This is a genomic window from Flavobacterium selenitireducens, assembly GCF_014748335.1.
Taxonomy (GTDB): domain Bacteria; phylum Bacteroidota; class Bacteroidia; order Flavobacteriales; family Flavobacteriaceae; genus Flavobacterium; species Flavobacterium selenitireducens.
Genome location: NZ_JAAVIY010000004.1, coordinates 226,651 through 241,698, shown reverse-complemented (window position 1 = coordinate 241,698; position 15,048 = coordinate 226,651). Strand labels below are relative to the sequence as shown.

Annotated in this window: 17 protein-coding genes; 10 read left to right on the top strand and 7 right to left on the bottom strand. The window is 47.1% G+C overall.

The window, feature by feature from the left end; translation table 11 throughout:
- Positions 1 to 89 precede the first annotated feature (89 nt).
- Positions 90 to 1,148 carry a glycosyltransferase family 9 protein gene (locus tag HC229_RS08875; protein WP_191020122.1) on the top strand — a complete coding sequence of 353 codons (1,059 nt, stop codon included), beginning with the start codon at positions 90 to 92 and terminating at the stop codon, positions 1,146 to 1,148.
- A gap of 1,722 nt (positions 1,149 to 2,870) precedes the next feature.
- Here HC229_RS08875 and HC229_RS08870 read toward each other — a convergent pair.
- Both HC229_RS08870 and HC229_RS08865 read right to left on the bottom strand, forming a co-directional pair.
- Entirely contained in the window at positions 2,871 to 3,683 is an 813-nt protein-coding gene (locus HC229_RS08870) for a glycosyltransferase family 2 protein (RefSeq protein ID WP_191020121.1), read from the bottom strand.
- 1 nt (position 3,684) lies between these two features.
- Positions 3,685 to 4,440: a lipopolysaccharide kinase InaA family protein gene (locus HC229_RS08865; RefSeq protein WP_191020120.1), complete on the bottom strand. Its 756-nt coding sequence runs from the start codon at positions 4,438 to 4,440 to the stop codon at positions 3,685 to 3,687.
- 86 nt (positions 4,441 to 4,526) lie between these two features.
- Between HC229_RS08865 and HC229_RS08860 the strand changes: the two genes are divergently transcribed.
- Positions 4,527 to 5,378 carry a glycosyltransferase gene (locus HC229_RS08860; RefSeq protein WP_191020119.1) on the top strand — a complete coding sequence of 284 codons (852 nt, stop codon included), beginning with the start codon at positions 4,527 to 4,529 and terminating at the stop codon, positions 5,376 to 5,378.
- On the opposite strand, the gene HC229_RS08855 is transcribed toward HC229_RS08860, so the two are convergent.
- From HC229_RS08855 to HC229_RS08845, 3 genes are read right to left on the bottom strand one after another with little or no spacing between them, the layout of a single operon-like run.
- Entirely contained in the window at positions 5,371 to 6,408 is a 1,038-nt protein-coding gene (locus tag HC229_RS08855; protein ID WP_191020118.1) for a glycosyltransferase family 52, read from the bottom strand. The two genes, HC229_RS08860 and HC229_RS08855, sit on opposite strands and share 8 nt — an antisense overlap.
- A complete protein-coding gene (locus HC229_RS08850) occupies positions 6,408 to 7,286 on the bottom strand; it encodes an N-acetylneuraminate synthase family protein (protein ID WP_191020117.1) in 879 nt (292 codons plus the stop codon). Before HC229_RS08850 ends, HC229_RS08855 begins: the two co-directional genes overlap by 1 nt.
- Entirely contained in the window at positions 7,273 to 8,436 is a 1,164-nt protein-coding gene (locus tag HC229_RS08845; RefSeq protein ID WP_332871640.1) for a cytidylyltransferase domain-containing protein, read from the bottom strand. The genes HC229_RS08850 and HC229_RS08845 overlap by 14 nt, the downstream gene beginning before the upstream one ends.
- An 86-nt stretch (positions 8,437 to 8,522) precedes the next feature.
- Here HC229_RS08845 and HC229_RS08840 point away from each other — a divergent pair, with 86 nt between their 5' ends.
- The 8 genes from HC229_RS08840 (at position 8,523) to HC229_RS08810 (ending at position 13,893) form a co-directional block, all read left to right on the top strand.
- Positions 8,523 to 9,086: an L-threonylcarbamoyladenylate synthase gene (locus tag HC229_RS08840; RefSeq protein WP_191020115.1), complete on the top strand. Its 564-nt coding sequence runs from the start codon at positions 8,523 to 8,525 to the stop codon at positions 9,084 to 9,086.
- A 211-nt stretch (positions 9,087 to 9,297) separates the two neighbouring features.
- Positions 9,298 to 9,459 (top strand): GxxExxY protein, encoded by a 162-nt coding sequence (locus HC229_RS16715; RefSeq protein WP_332871639.1) that lies wholly within the window; start codon positions 9,298 to 9,300, stop codon positions 9,457 to 9,459.
- A gap of 55 nt (positions 9,460 to 9,514) precedes the next feature.
- Positions 9,515 to 9,694, top strand: a complete 180-nt coding sequence (locus tag HC229_RS16760; RefSeq protein ID WP_408610263.1) for a GxxExxY protein — start codon at positions 9,515 to 9,517, stop codon at positions 9,692 to 9,694.
- A gap of 60 nt (positions 9,695 to 9,754) precedes the next feature.
- The gene (locus HC229_RS08830) at positions 9,755 to 11,185 is read left to right on the top strand and encodes a CCA tRNA nucleotidyltransferase (RefSeq protein WP_191020114.1); all 1,431 of its coding nucleotides are present in this window, start codon (positions 9,755 to 9,757) and stop codon (positions 11,183 to 11,185) included.
- Positions 11,182 to 11,547 (top strand): hypothetical protein, encoded by a 366-nt coding sequence (locus HC229_RS08825; protein ID WP_191020113.1) that lies wholly within the window; start codon positions 11,182 to 11,184, stop codon positions 11,545 to 11,547. Before HC229_RS08830 ends, HC229_RS08825 begins: the two co-directional genes overlap by 4 nt.
- A gap of 101 nt (positions 11,548 to 11,648) precedes the next feature.
- Positions 11,649 to 12,674: a COX15/CtaA family protein gene (locus HC229_RS08820; RefSeq protein ID WP_191020112.1), complete on the top strand. Its 1,026-nt coding sequence runs from the start codon at positions 11,649 to 11,651 to the stop codon at positions 12,672 to 12,674.
- 205 nt (positions 12,675 to 12,879) lie between these two features.
- Positions 12,880 to 13,062: a CsbD family protein gene (locus tag HC229_RS08815; RefSeq protein ID WP_191020111.1), complete on the top strand. Its 183-nt coding sequence runs from the start codon at positions 12,880 to 12,882 to the stop codon at positions 13,060 to 13,062.
- 153 nt (positions 13,063 to 13,215) lie between these two features.
- On the top strand, positions 13,216 to 13,893 hold the full coding sequence (locus HC229_RS08810; RefSeq protein ID WP_191020110.1) for a DUF2490 domain-containing protein: 678 nt from the start codon (positions 13,216 to 13,218) through the stop codon (positions 13,891 to 13,893).
- Here the strand turns inward: HC229_RS08810 and HC229_RS08805 are convergent.
- Together HC229_RS08805 and HC229_RS08800 are read right to left on the bottom strand one after the other, a co-directional pair.
- A complete protein-coding gene (locus HC229_RS08805) occupies positions 13,890 to 14,645 on the bottom strand; it encodes a LytR/AlgR family response regulator transcription factor (RefSeq protein WP_191020109.1) in 756 nt (251 codons plus the stop codon). The two genes, HC229_RS08810 and HC229_RS08805, sit on opposite strands and share 4 nt — an antisense overlap.
- Positions 14,646 to 14,718: 73 nt before the next feature.
- Positions 14,719 to 15,048, bottom strand: coding sequence for a 2TM domain-containing protein (locus HC229_RS08800; protein WP_191020108.1), 330 nt, complete (start codon positions 15,046 to 15,048; stop codon positions 14,719 to 14,721).

Below are 15,048 nucleotides of genomic sequence, written 5' to 3'. Positions count from 1 at the left end.
TTTTTAATTATCGATCACGTCAACCGAATTTTAACCCGGTGAGTTTTCCGCTCCGACACCCATTATTATTAATTGCTAATTATTAGTTGTTGAAAATCCTCGTCATACAGCAAAAAATGATTGGAGACGTCCTGGCGACTTCGATTATCTGCAACAATCTTAAGATGCTCTACCCGGACTCGCGAGTCGACTACCTCGTGTATCCGTTTACGCGGCCCGTGGTCGAGAACAATCCGAACATCGACAATCTTATTCTTTTTAAGGACGAGTTCCGCAAGAGCAAAAAAGCGTTGTTGAAATTTCTGGTCGCGATCCGGAAAACGCGATACGACATCGTAATCGACGCTTACGGCAAACTCGAAAGCAATATCGTGGTGGGCGTTTCCGGTGCGAAAAAGAAGATCGGATTTTACAAGTCCTACACCCAATTCGTTTATGACGAGACGGTTCGCGAAAAATCAAGACCGGAAACAGATGCCGGACTCGCGATCGAAAACCGGCTGCTGCTACTGAAATCCTTGTCTGGCGGACAAAAGTTGGACAATCGTCCGAGAATCTTTTTATCGGACAAAGAAATTGCAAACGGGAAAAACATCCTCGAATCGCACAACATCGATTTTTCCAGGAAATGCTACATGATTGGTGTTTTGGGCAGCGGAGGCAATAAAACGTATCCGTTTCCATTCATGGCCAGGATTCTCGACGAAATCGTTTCCCAAACAAACGCGACGCTGCTGTTCAATTACATGCCGATACAGGAAGCCCAGGCGCGCGAAATTTTCAACATGTGCGGGCCTAAGACACAGGAAAACATAAAATTCCACATCGTGCCGGGCAGCATTCGCGAGTTTTTGTCGCTGACCTATCATTGCGATGCGCTTATCGGGAATGAAGGTGGAGCGGTAAATATGGCCAAAGCGTTGATGAAACCAACTTTTACGATTTTTTCGACCTGGATCAAAAAAGAAGCCTGGAATGCATTCGACGACGGCCTGCACAACGTTTCGGTTCACTTGAAGGATTTCCGTCCGGATCTGTACGGATCAAAATCGGCAAAGCAAATGAAGGACAGGGCGATGGAATTGTATGGGCAGTTTTCGCCGGATTTGATTTTGCCGGAGCTTCACGCTTATTTGGATGCGAATTAGGATTTACTAGGTCGAGATTACAATGTTTTAGCCGCGAATGCGCGAATTTATCTGCTGTACCGAAATGTTTTTTGGCCGCGGATTCAAGCATTCAAGGATTCAGATGTTGGGCTAAATACGAGTAGGAATGTTTAGCCGCGAATGCGCAAATTTAGCTGTTGTACCGAAATGTTTTTTGGGTCGCGGATTCAAGCATTCAAGGATTTTAGTGTCGCAAGAGGAATCCGCGGCAAGCACAATTCGCGAATTCGCGGCTGATTTATGAAATCCTAGAAATCCGATAATCCGCGGCAAATAAACTTATAAACTCTCGGATTAATTATTGAGATAAATGTTTTTAGCCGCGAATGCGCAAATTTATCTGTTGTGCCAAAATGTTTTTTGGCCGCGGATTCAAGGATTCAAGGATTTAGCTGTTTGGCTAAGTACGAGTAGGAATGTTTTAGCCGCGAATGCGCGAATTTAACTGCTCATCAAAATGTTTTTTTGGCCGCGGATTCAAGGATTCAAGGATTTAGCTGTTTGGCTAAGTACGAGTAGGAATGTTTTAGCCGCGAATGCGCGAATTTTACTGCTCATCAAAATGTTTTTTTGGCCGCGGATTCAAGGATTCAAGGATTTTAGTGTCGCAAGAGGAATCCGCGGCAAAACACAATTCGCGAATTCGCGGCTGTTATAAACAATCCTAAAAATCAGATAATCCGCGGCAAAATAAACTCGCGAATTCGCGGAATAGGCTTACAAATTTTTTTAGCCGCGAATGCGCGAATTCAGTTGTTGTACCGAAATGTTTTTTTGGCCGCGGATTCAAGGATTCAAGGATTAGTTGTTGGGCTAAATACGAGTAGGAATGTTTAGCCGCGAATGCGCGAATTCAGCTGTTATGCCAAAATGTTTTTTGGCCGCGGATTCAAGGATTCAAGGATTTAGCTGTTTGGCTAAATACGAGTAGGAATGTTTTAGCAGCGAATGCAAATTTTACCTGTTAGACCGACTTTTTTTTAGCCGCGGATTCAAGGATTTAAGGATTTAGATGTTTGGCTAAATACGAGTAGGAATATTTAGCCGCGAATGCGCGAATTTAGCTGTTGTACCGATATTTTTAGCCGAGGATTCAAGGATTCAAGGATTTTAGTGTCGCAAAATGAATCCGCGGGAACGCACAATTCGCGAATTCGCGGCTGTTATAAAATCCCAAAAATCAGATAATCCGAAGCAAAATAAACTCGCGAATTCAAGGAATAGGCTTACAAATTTTTTTAGCCACGAATGCGCGAATTTATCTGTTGTACCGAAATGTTTTTTTGGCCGCGGATTCAAGCATTCAAGGATTCAGATGTTTGGCTAAATACGAGTAGGAATGTTTTAGCCGCGAATGCGCGAATTTAACTGCTGCATCAAAATGTTTTTTGGGTCGCGGATTCAAGGATTCAAGGATTTTAGTATCGCAAGAGGAATCCGCGGCAACGCACAATTCGCGAATTCGCGGCTGTTATGGAAATCCTAAAAATCAGCCAATCCGCGGCAAAAACACATTCACGAACTCACAGCTGTCATAAACAATCCCAAAAATCAGATAATCCGCGGCAAAAACAGATCCACGAACTCGCAGCTGTCATAAACAATCCCAAAAATCAAACAATCCGCGGCAAAAATAAATTCGCATTCACGGCTATCAGAAGCGAGAAAAAAGTCCGGTAATCCACACGAATAAAGCAGCAATTAATTGGATTCAATCCCGATCGGCGTCTTCACGACCTTATTCTTACGCGTATTTTCCCGTATAGCAAAATTCTTCCTCCACGTCGCCTCGTTCACGTAACCGCGCGCATGGTCCAAGTGGATCACGATTGCCGAATATCGGATTTGTTTTGACTTCAACCCTTTGTTGAACAAGCGTTCACCCAGTTCGCGATCCTGTCCGCCGTATTGCATCTCCTGGTTGAAACCGTTTATGGCCACGAGATCCTCTTTCCAACCCGAAGCATTGTGGCCGTTCCAGGTCGGTTTTGTAGGCGTAACGAAATTGAGGAGCTTCGCCCAAAATCCCGTCGCGGTAAGTTTGTTGTTCTTGAACGATTTCGGCAAACCCTGTGACAACAACCATTTAATGTCGAAACAGCGTTGATAGATGATGTCGTTTTTGGAAATCGCTTTGGAGATATTCATCGGCAGCATGAAGTAGCCGCCGGAAAGGAAGTAGCCTTTTTCGCGATGTCGGACGTGCGTTTCCACAAAATCCTTCCTCGGAATGCAGTCGCCGTCCGTAAAAATAAGATAGTCCGAATTGGAAGCCACGATGGCTTTGTTCAGTATCTGCGATTTTTGGAAACCGTTATCTTCTTGCCAGACGTGTAAAAGCGGCATCGAAATCAGCAGACGCAAACGGTCGAGCAATTCCTTGGTTTTGGGCCCCGAGCCGTCGTCGGCGATGATGATCTCAAAATCGAGTTCGGACTGCACGCTGAATCCCCAAATGACCTTTTCGAGCCATTCTTCGGAATTGTACGTACTCATGATTACAGATGCTTTCATATCATTTTCTCAGCAATAGCATTTTTTTGATTCGTCTTTTGCGGTAAAACCTGTCGCGGAACGCCATCGAGAATTTCGTCAGCTTGGAAAACGTTTCCTCGAACGAATGTCCGCTTAATTTCGAATATTCGTCTGCCATTACGCGTACCAAATCAGGTTCAGGCGTGAGCCGTGCCATGTTCTTAAGGCGCTCGTCGAATGAAAGCGCACGGAAATTCATCCGGTTCAAGTCGACGAGAAAAAAAGCGTACTGCTTCTCTCCTATTTTCCGAATCAACGTATTTCCAGGCGTGTGATCGAGGAATTCGATATTTTTTTCGTGAAGGTCAAACGTGAATTTCGTGAATTGGCGCAATATGGTTTCGTGATCCGGATAATTCCTGTCGGTGGTCAGTTCGCGGAACGTCAGGTCGCATTGCAATTGTTCGGACACGTAATAACTGTCTTTAAGAAGCAAACTCTTATTCTCGAAATACGCAACGGGTCTCGGCGTGCCGAATCCGTTCTCGAGCAAGCGATTGGCATATTCGAACGAGCGCTTGGCCTTTGAAGGGCGGATCATCCCATAAATGATTTGGTTGACCAGATTCGGGACTTTGAACGATTTGATGTTATAGGCAAAATTGCCGTCCTCAAATATTTTAATCTTGTTGCGCTTGCCATCCGCCAGCAGTTTGCCGTCGGTCTTGAACCGGGCAACGAAATTCCTTACGATTTCTTTTTTATCGGAAAAATCAGGATGGAATTGCTCGTGCATGATTCGGTTTTATCCCACAAAAGTAAGCGTTGTGTTTTAGGACTTCAAATTTTTGCTCTAATTTTACCGCAAACACAAACCGATTGATGTTCCGACATTATCTAATCACGCGATTCAACCTGCGCAAAAAAGGCTGGGACGTCACCAAGAACAACGAGGCTTTGCTTACCGATGCCTGGATGGATGACCGTCTGAGGTTGTTCGGCGATTATTGCGTACCGTCGGTTGCAGCCCAGACCAATCGCGATTTTACGTGGCTGCTTTTCTTCGATTCCACGACGCCTGAGCGCTTCCGTTCGGTTGCCGAGGCGTTGGTTTCGGATATGGGAAATGCCAGAATTTTCTACATCGACGGTATGGACGCGTTTTATCCGGAAATCAAAAAATTCGTCACCGCCGACGCCAACTCCTCGAAATACCTGATTACGTCGCGCATGGACAACGACGATTGCATCCACCGCGACTATATCCAAAGCATTCAAAACGAGTTCAAATCCCAGGATTATCGGGCGATCGATATCATAAAGGGTTATTCGCTACAGGTCGAGCCCCAGTTTATGCTCGGCAAGAAAGAGCACGCGTTCAACCCGTTCATCAGCCTTATCGAAAAAAACGACGACCCTAAAACGGTTTGGTTCAATGACCATAACTTGTGGAAACGCGAAACGCGCATCACGCAACTTGGTAACAAGCGACTTTGGATGTCGATCATCCACGGGAAGAACAAGGTCAACGAATTCGACGGTTATGACGATGTTTCGTGGCAAAAGGTGTCTCAGGATTTTGTCCTCTCGGCCGAAGTACGCGAAAAAATCACGCGCGAATTGCTGCCGCACCGCAAATGGCGCTTTACGAGTTTCCGCAACCGACTTTATGTCAAGTTGGTGCTCGCGAGCAAACTCATCAAAAAATCACTTGGAATTTACCGCCTCAAGTAGCAGGGATCGAAAGTTTCTTTTTAAGGAATTCGTCTGTGTTGGAAAGAATGTCACGACCTAACGTGATCTTGTTTTCGACGTTGGCGAGGTTGTCGAGCGATCCTGAGAATACCGTTAATCCGACCTCGAATTTGTAGTCGGGATCGAGGTTGAAGACTTCAATCGGAAACAATTGCGGGATGAATTTCACGTCAGAAAACAACTCGGAATATTTCGTGAATTCACGAGGATGCGTTTTGAGATAGACCACATAACCTGCCGCTTTGGCCTCTTCTATCGCTTTGGCGTAAACGTCTACTTTTTGCTTTTCGGTCACGATACCGTCCTCGCTAAGCGGTTGGGTGATCAATAAGAATTTTGCCGATCCCGTGTAACCCGGGCGTTCGCCAAGGAAACATTCGAGCACGTCCTGTCGTTGTTCGTTCGTGAGTTCGCGCTGCAGGCGTTCAAGATCGAGCGTTTTCCCTTTTGAGCGCAATACATCGTCCCTAAGTTTTTCGGGATGTTGTACGAGCACTTCCTTTACCTGGGGATCGTGCCCCATCAAAATCGGGAACTTGATCAGGTATTTTCGCTTGAGGTAACGCAATACGGGCATTTTGTGGCGATAAGTCTGAAAACCTTCCTCTACCATCCTGAAATAATTGTTCGGGAATTTGATCAGAAAATAAGCGCGCGTCCTCACAATGTGAAACATGTTGATTTGAGAATCGCGAATGAAATCCTCCCGTTTCAACAATTCGGGATTGTTTTTCTCGTAAATGGAGACGAGTCCGTTCTGGCGATTGAAAAGGTAGTTTACCGTGCCGAGGTGTTTCTTGAAATCGGTCAGGATCGAATACGCTTTCACCGCTACGATATCGTCGAAGACACCGATTTTCTGCAAACCCGGGATCAATGATTCTACGTCGGGCACGCGATCGTTTATGAGCAACATAAGCGATTTTTGTCCGGCACGCCTGGCCTCGTAAGCCAGCAACATGGACACGTACAAATGGTAAAGCGAGCACCCGACGTAGGTTTGGTTCATTATTTCCTGTTCTTAAGTTTTTCGCGCTGCACGGCTTCGATATCGAGAATGTCTTTCGACTTGAAAGTCAACGCCTGATGCACGGCTTTGAGGTCGCGGCACAATTTGCGCAGTCCTTCCGGTTCGAGCGACGCGGCGTGATCGGTTCCTTTCCAGGTCCTATCGAGCGTATAATGGCGTTCGATGATATTCGCGCCCAGCGTGTAGGCGGCCACGTCGATGGCGATGCCGAGATGATGGCCCGAAAAGCCTATCGATTTTACCTTGTCGGCAAACTTTTCCTGCAAGATGGTGATGTCGAGAAGGCAAACGTCCTCGAAAGGAACCGGGTAACCCGACGTACAATTGTACACGACCAAATCCTGGTTGCGGCCTTTCTGTACGAAAAACTCCACCAATTCGTCGATTTCGTTTTTCGTGGTCATTCCCGTTGAAATATGGATCTCGCCTTTGTAATTGTCGCAAAGCCAGCCCAGCATTTCGAAATTGTTGTTGCATGCCGACGGTATCTTGATGAACTGAGGATTCAACGAAGCGATTTCCTTGGCCGAAGTCAAGTCCCAGGTAGAAGTTGAATACACGATCCCGATCTCTTCGCAATATTCTTTGAGCTCGCGGTTCTGGTCGACATCGAACTCAAGGTATTCGCGGTGGGCGCCGTAAGTGTCACCGTAGGAATTGGCCGGATTCGGATGGGGCGCATTGTACTGCTCTTCGGTCAAAAGCTCGCGGTTGTTGCGCTTTTGGAATTTGACGGCGTCGGCATTACAGAAGATTTTCGCCATTTTGATAAGCTCTTTGGCGATTTCCATGTCGCCTTTGTGGTTACAGCCGATCTCGGCGATAACGAACGGTTTTTTATAGTCAGTTTGTCTCATAGCGTTGATTGTATTTCATGATGAATTCACAGGCATGTCGAATTGCCCCGTTTGCCGATTCGGCCGGCAGCGTGAAGTCGGCGCTGTTTTTTATGACGCTCATCGCGTTGGCCGGCGCGAGCGACCATCCGACCGAAAGCATCGAAGCCATGTCATTGACGTCGTCTCCGATGTAAGCGAAGTTGCCGAAATCGAGGTTGTTATTGCGCACGATCTCGTGCAGTAATGCGTATTTGTCCTTGACGCCGAAAAAAGCATCGGTTATCTTGAGTTTCTCCATGCGTTTTTCGACGAGTTTCGAATTCTCCGACGTGACCACAAACACTTTCACACCGTGCTGACGCAGGATTTCGAGCCCCATTCCGTCGCGCATGTCGAATTTTTTCATCAGTTCGCCTTCCGATCCGAAGTAGACGCAACCGTCCGTGAAGACGCCGTCCACGTCGAGGAAAAGATGGGTGATGCGCTTGCACATCTTAGCCGATCGCAATCGATTGGCGATCAGGCTTTCGATGATGTTCCAGTCGTTGTCGCTGTCGATCTCGACCAACGTATCTTCGCTCATTTCAACCATTCCGACGTTTCCGCCGAGGCGATTCGAATTTTGTTTTAAAACGTCAGATTTTGCTGCGTAAACCGCTCCGTTCTCGATAAGCAGCCCGTTGAAATCCTGTCGTCTTGGCCTTTTGAGGAAGTCGTAATTGGCGGGCGTGCCGTCTTCATTCCATATAAAACGGTGCGTCCTGACAACCGTCAATGCCGAATCGAAGCCTTCCAATGTCACTTTGGCCAGGCAAGCATTGATGTCGTGGCGCGTCGTGAGAGGCGATGTGGCCTGCAAAAGACAGAAAACGTCGAACGCATAACCCGCTTTTTCAGCGTACTCGAGCATGGCCGATTCAGTCGAGGCGGTGTCGGTGGCGCTTTCGTCGCTGCGTTTTTCGGCAACGACTTTGGTCGTCCATCCGTATTCGTTCGCGATGTAGGCAATGATTTCCTCGTCGTCCGTGTAAACGACTACCTTGTCGAGATCCGAAAAGACGGCTTCGGCCAACACCCATGAAAACAACGGCCTTCCGACCATTTTTCGCTTGTTCTTGCCTGGTATTCCCTTCGAACCTTTTCGCAGCGGTATTAATCCGATCTTCATCATAAAAACGTGGCGTAAATGTCTGCAAATATAGAAGAATCCTTTAAGGAATTCTCAGCTTTGGTTGAATTGCGTACTTTTGCGCCATGATAAACGAAGAAGTCCACAACGCCTTTGAGGTCATTAAGGAAGGCGGCATAATTCTTTACCCTACCGACACGGTTTGGGGAATCGGATGTGATGCGACGAATGAAGCTGCGGTCGCCAAAATTTACGCGCTCAAGCAACGCGAAGAATCCAAAAGCATGATCGTCCTTGTGAATGGCGACCGGATGCTCTACCAGATTTTCAGCGATATTCCCGAGGTGGCGTTCCAGATTCTCGATTTATCCGAGAAGCCTACGACGCTGATATTGGACAAGCCGCGGAACGTCGCCACGAACATCGTCGCCCCGGACAATACGCTGGGCATGCGGATGGTAACCGAACCGTTCTGCTTCAAATTGATGGAGCGCATGAAAAAGCCGCTGGTTTCGACTTCGGCCAACATTTCCGGCGAGCCGACGCCAATGTCGTTCAAGGGCATTTCCCCGGCGATCGTCAACGGAGTGGATTATGTGGTGAATTTGAGGCGGGACGAAAAGGCGGAGAAAGCGTCGGCTATCATCAAGTTGGGGAATGACGCCCAGGTTAAGATTATCAGGAAGTAGCATTTAAGTTCGCGCCACAGCTACATGGCTAGTTTTGATTAGGTTGGTTAATCAATTATGAAAAGAAAATGAATTTTTAGCCTCATCCGATTAAGTTGAAGTGTTGCGTGTTTAAAAAGAAATAAGAGCCAAAGCACATTGAATTGCTTTCAGACAATAAAAATTCGCGAATTCGCGGCAACAAACGATATATGCCAAAATCTTTTCTTATATGCCAATCATTTATCCATCGGAAAGCTACAAAATTGTGGGCGCCTTATTCGAAGTACACAGACAACTCGGAAGCGGCTTTTTAGAAATTGTTTACAAGGAAGCTCTGGAATACGAATTCAAGAGACGCGAAATCCTTTTTGAAAGAGAAAAAAAAATATGAGATTCGTTACAAAGATGTCATTTTACCGCATTGTTTTTATGCGGACTTCGTCGTTATGGATAAGATCATCCTCGAAGTGAAATGTTGTACCGCTATCACCAATTTTCATCTCGCGCAATGCTTAAACTACCTTAGAGTATCAGGAAATAAGCTCGCTATTCTAGCTAACTTTAAATCCAATTCGTTAGAATATGAGCGTGTGGTTTTAGAACAAAAACAAACAAAAAAAATATAGCCGCAAATTCGCGAATTGACGCTTTAGGCTAGAATGAATGTCGTAAAATAAATAAACTCCGTGGCAAACACGACCAACTACAAACAAGCATTAACCCACAAAATATTCCCGATCGTAGCCAAAGCGTCGGCTGAACTAGGCATTGAATCGTATGTGATTGGCGGTTTCGTCAGGGATTTTTTACTCGGGCGGGATTACAAGAAAGACATCGACATCGTGGCCATAGGCTCTGGCATCGACCTTGCGTTGAAGGTTTCTGAACTGCTTCCGAAAAACCCAAAAGTCCAGGTCTTCAAAAACTTCGGCACGGCGATGTTGCGCTTCGAAGACACCGAAATCGAGTTCGTCGGCGCGCGAAAGGAATCCTATCAAGAGAACAGCCGCAAACCATTCGTGGAAAACGGCACGCTCGAAGACGACCAAAACCGACGCGATTTCCGCATCAACGCACTCGCCTTTTCGCTGAACGAGGCCAATTACGGCGATCTGCTCGATCCGTTCGAAGGCGAAAAAGACCTCGAACACAAGATCATCCGCACACCTCTCGATCCCGACATCACTTACTCGGACGACCCGCTGAGAATGCTTCGCGGCATTCGGTTCGCGGCCCAGCTTGGGTTTGGGATCGAAGCGGAATCGCTCGAGGCTATCTCGAGAAACAAGGACCGCATCAACATTATTTCGGGTGAGCGCATCGTCGAGGAACTAAACAAGATCCTGATGACCAAAAAGCCTTCCGTAGGTTTTTTGTTGCTGCACCAAACCGGATTGCTGCACATCATCCTTCCCGAATTGACCGCGCTTCAAGGCGTAGACGAATCTGAAGGACATACGCACAAAGACAATTTTTACCACACGCTGGAAGTCGTAGACAACATTTGCCCTAACACGGACGATGTCTGGCTGCGATGGTCGGCTTTGCTGCACGACATTGGCAAGGCGCCGACGAAACGCCATCACAAAAAGAATGGCTGGAGTTTTCACGGGCACGAATTTGTCGGTGGGAAAATGGTCAGGAAGATTTTCGAGCGTCTGCACATGCCGCTCAACCACAAAATGAAATTCGTCCAAAAAATGGTCACTATGAGCTCGCGTCCTATCGTCCTTGCCCAGGAAACCGTCACCGATTCGGCTGTGAGGCGACTTGTTTTCGAAGCGGGTGAAGACACAGAAAACCTGATGGTACTTTGCGAAGCGGACATTACGACCAAGAATCCGAAGAAATTCAAGAAATACCACGACAATTTCAAGATCGTGCGCAAAAAGATCGTCGAAGTGGAGGAACGCGACCATGTGCGCAATTTCCAGCCGCCGATTTCGGGAGAGGAAATCATGGCGATATTCCAAATTCCGCCGTCGCGCGAAATCGGAATGCTCAAGGAAGCCGTAAAGGAAGCGATCCTCGAAGGGGAAATCCCGAACGAATACGAAGCGGCCAAAGATTTCGTGCTGACAAAAGCAGCAAAAATGGGATTACATCCAACGATATGAATACGGACAACCTGATTTATGTGATCCTCGCGGCAACCGTCGTGGTTAACTGGGCGAGATGGATTGTGTTGGTGAGACGCCACAAGCGGAGCATCGCACGCGCGGTTGTGATCGGCTTTTTGGTCACGCTCACCTTGGCTTTTTTATCGATACTGCTTACATCCTGGCTATTTGAGGCGTTCCTGGCTTCATTTGCGAAAAGATCGGAATCGTTCCGGTACCTTTCCGACGCGGTCGCGACACTGTTTTCCTGCGCGCTGGTTTTCGTGCCGACCCATTTCATCCTCAAGAAACGAAACGCTGCTTACCTGAAATTCAAATCGGACGAGATCGACGATATCGGAATCACGTCTGACGCTTAATAAGCAAAGATGTCTTGCCAATAACCCTCTTTTAGCAAATCCGCACCCTGTGAAACCGATCGGACAGGCCAACAACAATAGCATCACCACACTTACACTCCATGAAAAAACACTTTTCCGCGATTGCCAAAACCAGCCTTGTCCTTGTTTATGCCGTTATCGTCGCCGGCGCGTTGGTGCGCATGACGGGCTCGGGAATGGGTTGCCCGGACTGGCCCAAATGTTTCGGGTACTATATTCCGCCTACCGATGTCGAACAGCTGACCTGGCGCCCGAACAAGACCTTTGAAGCCGGACAGGTCATCATAAAAGACCAGGCGCTTTGGGTAGCGAAACAGGATATGGTTACCGGACAAACGTATGACGGCTCGAAATTCCGCGCGTACACCAAACACGATTATGCGATTTTCAACCCGACCCACACCTGGATCGAATACCTCAACCGGCTTTGCGGTGCATTGGCAGGAATTGCCGTGTTTGCGATGGCGGTAATGTCGTTCGGATGGAGAAAACAGAAGCCGTCGTTGGTCTGGCTGTCGTGGTTTGCGGTTTTCCTGATGGGATTCCAGGCCTGGCTTGGCGCAACGGTTGTGTATTCGGTGTTGAACCCGATCAAGATAACCGTGCACATGGTCGTTGCTTTGGTCATCGTGGCCATCATGTTGGTGATTATCCGCAAGGCCAAAACCGAATTCGTCGGTCGCAGGCGTGATGCGCTGTTCGGTATCGTATTATCGTTTTCGCTTGTGTTGACGCTCGTTCAGGTCGTCATTGGCACTCAGGTGAGGCAATTTGTCGACGGACGGGTAAAAGTGTTGGGATACGACCAAATGGAACTCGTGCTCAACGATCCGACCGCATCGTTTTATTTCCATCGCTCTTTTTCGATCGTCGTGTTTCTTGTGAACGTTTTGCTGATCGTTCGCAACCGACGCAAGAACCTCGGATTCGAGAAAATGAATTGGTTTATGGGATTGCTCGTGGCGGAAATTTTATCGGGTATCGCCATGGCATATTTCGACTTTCCGTTCGGTTCTCAAACCGCTCACTTGGTATTGGCGTCCCTGCTGTTCGGAACCCAGTTTTATTTGTTGTTGGAATACAGCGACCTCAAAAAACGCGGCTAAAGCCGGAATAGATAAAATCAATACCTAATATACAAGTTCGTGTATTCCAAATCGTTAAATGGAATCACATCAAGTGATTGTTTTTAAGGGCCAAAGTTGCTGCATGCGAATCATGCAAACCGTTTACCAAAACGTGTAAGCCGATTCCAGCCAGTTATCGCGAGCTTTACGAAATCGAAAACACACAACTTAAAACAATTTCGCTATGCCAAATTCAGATGAAATCAAAGGAAAATGGAATGAGCTAAAAGGAAAGCTTAAACAGGAATATGCAGAACTTACAGACGACGACCTGACCTACGAAGAAGGAAAAGACGATGAGATGTGGGGAAAATTGCAACAGAAACTCGGCAAAACCAAAAAGGAAATCATGTCATTGTTTGACTAATCGTTTCAACCACCAAAAACACTTACCCTGGATTCCGAACCCAAGACTCGGCTCCAGGGTATTTTTTTTTGCCGAAATATCAGTTGAGTACGCGGAACGGCGCCAAAACGCACACGATTCGCACAAACGAAATATAATTTTTATTTTTGCGACATGAGAAGAATCCTGTTCAGCCTATCCGCCCTAGCCTTTTTTTGCACCGATCTTGCCGCCCAAACCGATAAAACCGGCGGATGGTACATCTATTTCGGGAACATCAAGCCAAAAGAATCCAAGTTTTCAATTGACGTCGAAGCCCAATATCGCAATCACAACCTTGGAGGCGACTTGCAACAATTGCTGTTGCGCTCTGGCATAAAGTACAATTTCGCACCCAATTTCAACGCGACGGCGGGCTATGCTTACGTTCTTACCGAAGCCGAAGACACGCCCGACAACCCTGTCCGTGAAAACCGCGCTTACCAGGAAGGCGTCCTGAGCCAGAACGCGAGCCGTTTATTCTTCCGTCACCGCTTTCGATACGAACAGCGCTGGGTAGAAGGTCGTGATTTCAACACGCGCTACCGCTATTGCCTTTTCCTCGACGTTCCGCTAAACAAGCCGTCCATGGTCAAGAACGCCGCTTACATCGCGCTATACAACGAAATATTCATCAATGGCATGAAGACCGACGACACGCGGAACATTTTTGATCGCGACCGCATCTATTTGGGTGCAGGCTACAAATTTGCGGACAATTTCGCCCTGCAGCTGGGCTGGATGAACCAGATGCTCGAAACCAGCAACAAATCCCAGGTGATGATTTCGCTCCACCACCGCCTCGACATCTAAGCCAGCCATTGCTTGAAATCGCTTACTTTTTCGCGACTGACGATGACCTCGTCGGCTTTATAGGTCGGCAGGTTGATTCTCAATCTCGAGTTGCTGTACATGACGATTTCGCGACTCGCAGCCAACGACACGATGAACTTGCGACTCACACGGAAAAATTGCAAAGGGTCGAGTTCCCCTTCGAGCATTTCCAATGTCGTTTCCAGCAAATAATCGCGGTTGTCGATCGTATGGAGATAAGTTCCTTTATTCTCGCTGTAAAAGCATTCGATTTCGCCTACCGGAATCACCTTGAGATGCTGTCCGATCTTAACGGTAAAGCGCTGTTTGTAACGGTTTGAGAATGGGTTGACGAGCAGCTTCCGTATCTCATCAAAATCAAGGCTACCCGATTCCCGCTTCGGCAAACGGCTCCGGAATTTGGCAACCGCCGCTTCCAAATCATCTTCATCTATAGGCTTAAGTAAATAGTCTATGCTGTTTAACTTAAATGCCTTGAGAGCGTATTCGTCGTAAGCCGTGGTGAAAATTACCGCGCTTTCAATTGCGACATGTTCAAAGATTTCAAACGACAAACCATCTGAGAGTTGAATATCCAAAAAGATGAGATCCGGATGCTCATTGGCCGCGAACCACTCAAGCGACTCCTGTACCGAATGCAACATTATTTCGGTTTGCAGACCGAGTTTTTCCAGTTTGCGCTGCAAAAGTCGGGCGGCTGGTTTCTCATCTTCAATAACGATAATTCTCATAATTCTTTTTACTTTTCTACTTGATATAAAACAGGTTGAAATTATCTATCTAAACAGATACACGAAATTGGAATCATTCCCACTTCTTGTCCTGGCGCTTTTCTCTTTCCAATATTTCGCGAATCTTGCGCTCTTCCCAATCATTGCCCAAAAACAGCCCGGGACCGAAGGTGCTCAATGCGTGCACCAAAAGCCCGATTCCCCAAAAGAACGCCATCGAAAACGTTCCGAAGTCAAAAAATGTTTCTCCCGGATCCAGGTTCACGGCTTTTACGATTAGATTTCCGGCGTTGATGATCACATACACTGCGAGGTGTCTGTAAAAGCCGGAGATTTGCTTTACACGTTTTTGCGCTCGTTCAAATCGCATGTGGTCGAGCGGTTGTTTGTTGAAATCTTCCAT

What these genes read in the sequence shown, in the direction of transcription:
- HC229_RS08870 (WP_191020121.1), bottom strand. Translation starts at nt 3,683, where the DNA reads ATGAAAGCATCTGTAATCATGAGTACGTACAATTCCGAAGAATGGCTC.
- HC229_RS08865 (WP_191020120.1), bottom strand. Translation starts at nt 4,440, where the DNA reads ATGCACGAGCAATTCCATCCTGATTTTTCCGATAAAAAAGAAATCGTA.
- HC229_RS08860 (WP_191020119.1), top strand. Translation starts at nt 4,527, where the DNA reads ATGTTCCGACATTATCTAATCACGCGATTCAACCTGCGCAAAAAAGGC.
- HC229_RS08855 (WP_191020118.1), bottom strand. Translation starts at nt 6,408, where the DNA reads ATGAACCAAACCTACGTCGGGTGCTCGCTTTACCATTTGTACGTGTCC.
- HC229_RS08850 (WP_191020117.1), bottom strand. Translation starts at nt 7,286, where the DNA reads ATGAGACAAACTGACTATAAAAAACCGTTCGTTATCGCCGAGATCGGC.
- HC229_RS08845 (WP_332871640.1), bottom strand. Translation starts at nt 8,436, where the DNA reads ATGAAGATCGGATTAATACCGCTGCGAAAAGGTTCGAAGGGAATACCA.
- HC229_RS08840 (WP_191020115.1), top strand. Translation starts at nt 8,523, where the DNA reads ATGATAAACGAAGAAGTCCACAACGCCTTTGAGGTCATTAAGGAAGGC.
- HC229_RS16715 (WP_332871639.1), top strand. Translation starts at nt 9,298, where the DNA reads ATGCCAATCATTTATCCATCGGAAAGCTACAAAATTGTGGGCGCCTTA.
- HC229_RS16760 (WP_408610263.1), top strand. Translation starts at nt 9,515, where the DNA reads ATGGATAAGATCATCCTCGAAGTGAAATGTTGTACCGCTATCACCAAT.
- HC229_RS08825 (WP_191020113.1), top strand. Translation starts at nt 11,182, where the DNA reads ATGAATACGGACAACCTGATTTATGTGATCCTCGCGGCAACCGTCGTG.
- HC229_RS08820 (WP_191020112.1), top strand. Translation starts at nt 11,649, where the DNA reads ATGAAAAAACACTTTTCCGCGATTGCCAAAACCAGCCTTGTCCTTGTT.
- HC229_RS08815 (WP_191020111.1), top strand. Translation starts at nt 12,880, where the DNA reads ATGCCAAATTCAGATGAAATCAAAGGAAAATGGAATGAGCTAAAAGGA.
- HC229_RS08810 (WP_191020110.1), top strand. Translation starts at nt 13,216, where the DNA reads ATGAGAAGAATCCTGTTCAGCCTATCCGCCCTAGCCTTTTTTTGCACC.
- HC229_RS08805 (WP_191020109.1), bottom strand. Translation starts at nt 14,645, where the DNA reads ATGAGAATTATCGTTATTGAAGATGAGAAACCAGCCGCCCGACTTTTG.
- HC229_RS08800 (WP_191020108.1), bottom strand. Translation starts at nt 15,048, where the DNA reads ATGGAAGATTTCAACAAACAACCGCTCGACCACATGCGATTTGAACGA.